The sequence below is a fragment of the Oceanithermus desulfurans genome (assembly GCF_014201675.1).
In the GTDB taxonomy this organism is placed as follows: domain Bacteria; phylum Deinococcota; class Deinococci; order Deinococcales; family Marinithermaceae; genus Oceanithermus; species Oceanithermus desulfurans.
In genome coordinates this window covers 1-3,173 of record NZ_JACHEZ010000015.1, presented here as the reverse complement: position 1 = coordinate 3,173, position 3,173 = coordinate 1, and the positions used below count along the sequence as shown (strand labels likewise).

Annotated in this window: 1 rRNA gene; it reads right to left on the bottom strand. The window is 61.2% G+C overall.

The features are described from left to right. Positions 1–16: 16 nt before the first annotated feature. Positions 17–2,936: ribosomal RNA gene (locus HNQ05_RS12095) — 23S ribosomal RNA — on the bottom strand. Positions 2,937–3,173 lie beyond the last annotated feature (237 nt).

Here is a 3,173-nt window from a genome sequence, read left to right as displayed (position 1 = left end):
TCGATGAGTGCAGAAAAAGGTCAAGACCTCGGACGATTAGGACCGGTCAGCTCAACGCGTCGCCGCGCTTACACCTCCGGCCTATCAACCCGGTGATCTACCGGGGTCCTTACCTGGTTGACCCAGTGGGAGGTCTCATCTTGGGGTGGGCTTCCCGCTTAGATGCTTTCAGCGGTTATCCCGACCGTACATGGCTACCCTGCTTATGCCCCGGGAGGGACAGCAGGGATACCAGAGGTACGTCCACTCCGGTCCTCTCGTACTAGGAGCAGCTCCCCTCAAACCTCCTGCGCCCGTGGCGGATAGAGACCGAACTGTCTCACGACGTTCTGAACCCAGCTCGCGTGCCGCTTTAATGGGCGAACAGCCCAACCCTTGGGACCTTCTTCAGCCCCAGGATGCGACGAGCCGACATCGAGGTGCCAAACCTCCCCGCCGCTGTGGACGCTCGGGGGAGATCAGCCTGTTATCCCCGGGGTAACTTTTATCCGTTGATCGATGGCCCTTCCACACGGAACCACCGGTTCACTAGGCCCGACTTTCGTCCCTGCTCGGCTTGCAGGCCTCGCAGTCAAGCTCCCTTGTACCCTTGCGCTCTCCGCGCGGTTTCCGTCCGCGCTGAGGGAACCTTTGGGCGCCTCCGTTACGCTTTAGGAGGCGACCGCCCCAGTCAAACTGCCCACCAAGCGCTGTCCCGGCTGGTGCCGGTTAGGCCTCCGAACACGTCAGGGTGGTATTTCACCGGCGCCTCCCCCGACCCTGGCGGGCCGGGTTCGCAGGCTCCCACCTATCCTACACAGACGTGTCCAAAGACCAACGCCAGGCTACAGTAAAGCTCCACGGGGTCTTTTCGTCCTGCCACGGGTAGGCCGCATCTTGACGGCCAGTTCAATTTCACCGAGTCCCTCGCTGAGACAGCGCTCCGATCGTTACGCTTTTCGTGCAGGTCGGAACTTACCCGACAAGGAATTTCGCTACCTTAGGACCGTTATAGTTACGGCCGCCGTTCACCGGGGCTTCGGTTCGGAGCTTGCACCCCTCCCCTTGACCTTCCGGCACCGGGCAAGCGTCGCTCCCTATACGTCCACTTACGTGTTCGCAGAGAGCTGTGTTTTTGGTAAACAGTCGCCAGAGCCTGTTCACTGCGGCTGCCTCGGGCTCATCACCCTACGCGCAGCACCCCTTCTCCCGAAGTTACGGGGCCATTTTGCAGAGTTCCTTAGCGAGGGTTCTCTCGCGCGCCTTAGTGCACTTGCACCCGCCCACCTGTGTCGGTTTACGGTACGGGCACTCCACCTTCATCGCTTAGAGGCTTTTCTCGGCTCCCTGGCGTCAGCGGGTTATCACCCCTACGGGCTTCCCCGCGGCCGGCGAGCGTGTAGAGGGCGGATTTGCCTACCCTCTGCCCCCCGGACCGCGGCCGGGCTCATCCATGGCTCCGGTCCGCCTAGCCTAAAGCGTCCCCCCATCGCTCCAGTGGAGTGGGGCCGGAATATTAACCGGCTGTCCATCGGCTTCCCCTCTCGGGTACGCCTTAGGTCCCGCCTAACCCTACGCCGACGACCGTTGCGTAGGAACCCTTGGGCTTACGGCGAAGGGGATTCTCACCCCTTTTATCGTTACTTATGCCTGCATTCGCACTTCCCGTACCTCCAGCCGCCCTCGTCAGTCGACCTTCATCGGCATGGGGAACGCTCTCCTACCGCGCAGCGGTCATCCCGCTGCACCCGCAGCTTCGGTGCTGGACTTGAGCCCCGATCATTTTCGGCGCGAGGGCACTCGACCAGTGAGCTATTACGCACTCTTTAAAGGGTGGCTGCTTCTAAGCCAACCTCCTGGCTGTCTGGGCGCCCTCACATCCTTTCCCACTTAGTCCAGACTTGGGGACCTTAGCTGGCGGTCTGCGTTGTTCCGCCGTTAGGACACGGACGTTATCGCTCGCGCCCTCACTCCCAGGCCTTCACGTACGCCCTTCCGAGTTTGCCAGGGGTTGGTAGGCTGGTAGGCCCCCTAGCCCTAGCAGTGCTTTACAGGCGTACGTTGCCACCTGAGGCTGACCCTAAAGTCATTTCGGAGAGAACCAGCTATCTCCGGGCTCGGTTAGCTTTTCACTCCTAACCCCAGCTCATCCGAAAGATTTGCATCTCTTACCGGTTCGGCCCTCCACGCGGTTTCACCCGCGCTTCAGCCTGGCCAGGGCTAGCTCGCCCGGTTTCGGGTCTACGCGGACCGACTCTGTCGCCCTGTTCGGACTCGCTTTCGCTTCGCCTCCGCCTCGACGGCTTAAGCTCGCCGGCCCACGTAAGTCGCAGGCTCATGCTTCAATAGGCACACCACAACCCGTGCCTTCGACGAATCGAAGACGTAGGGCCGTGATTGCTTGTAAGCGCACGGTTTCAGGTTCTATTTCACTCCCCTCCCGGGGTTCTTTTCACCTTTCCCTCACGGTACTGGTTCGCTATCGGTCACCCGGAGTACTTAGCCTTACGCGGTGGGCCGCGCAGATTCACGCAGGGTTCCACGAACCCCACGCTACTCGGGTACCTCCGCCTATCCGCCCGCCTTTCGCCTACAGGGCTTTCACCTTCTCTGGCGCGCCTTCCCAGAACGCTTCGGCTAGGCTACGGATTCGGCATTTGGAGGCCCCACAACCCCGCAGTGCAAGCACTGCGGTTTAGGCTGGTCCCCTTTCGCTCGCCGCTACTCAGGGAGTCGCATTCGCTTTCCTCTCCTGTGGGTACTTAGATGTTTCAGTTCCCCACGTTCCCCCCGTCACCGAGGTGACGGTGACCGGTGTTCCCACCGGCCGGGTTTCCCCATTCGGAGATCCAGGGATCGAAGCCCGCTACCGGCTCCCCCTGGCTTATCGCAGGTAGCCACGTCCTTCATCGGCTCGGGTGCCAAGGCATCCACCGTGCGCCCTTCGTATCTTGACCTTTCAGGACAAGGATGATGTGCGAGGAAAGGCTCGTGGCTCGTAGCTTGTGGCTCGTGGTGGGCTCGCGGTTGGGAAGAAGGAAGGTAGGAGAAAACCACAGGCCGCGGGCCACAGGCTACAGGCCGCCTTTGCTCGCTTCAGGACGGTACTTACGTCACGCCACCTTTCAAGATCCGTGCGCCGGGTAGAGGACCGTGGTCCTTACTGGGCGCAAGACTCAAGATATCAAAGGGGG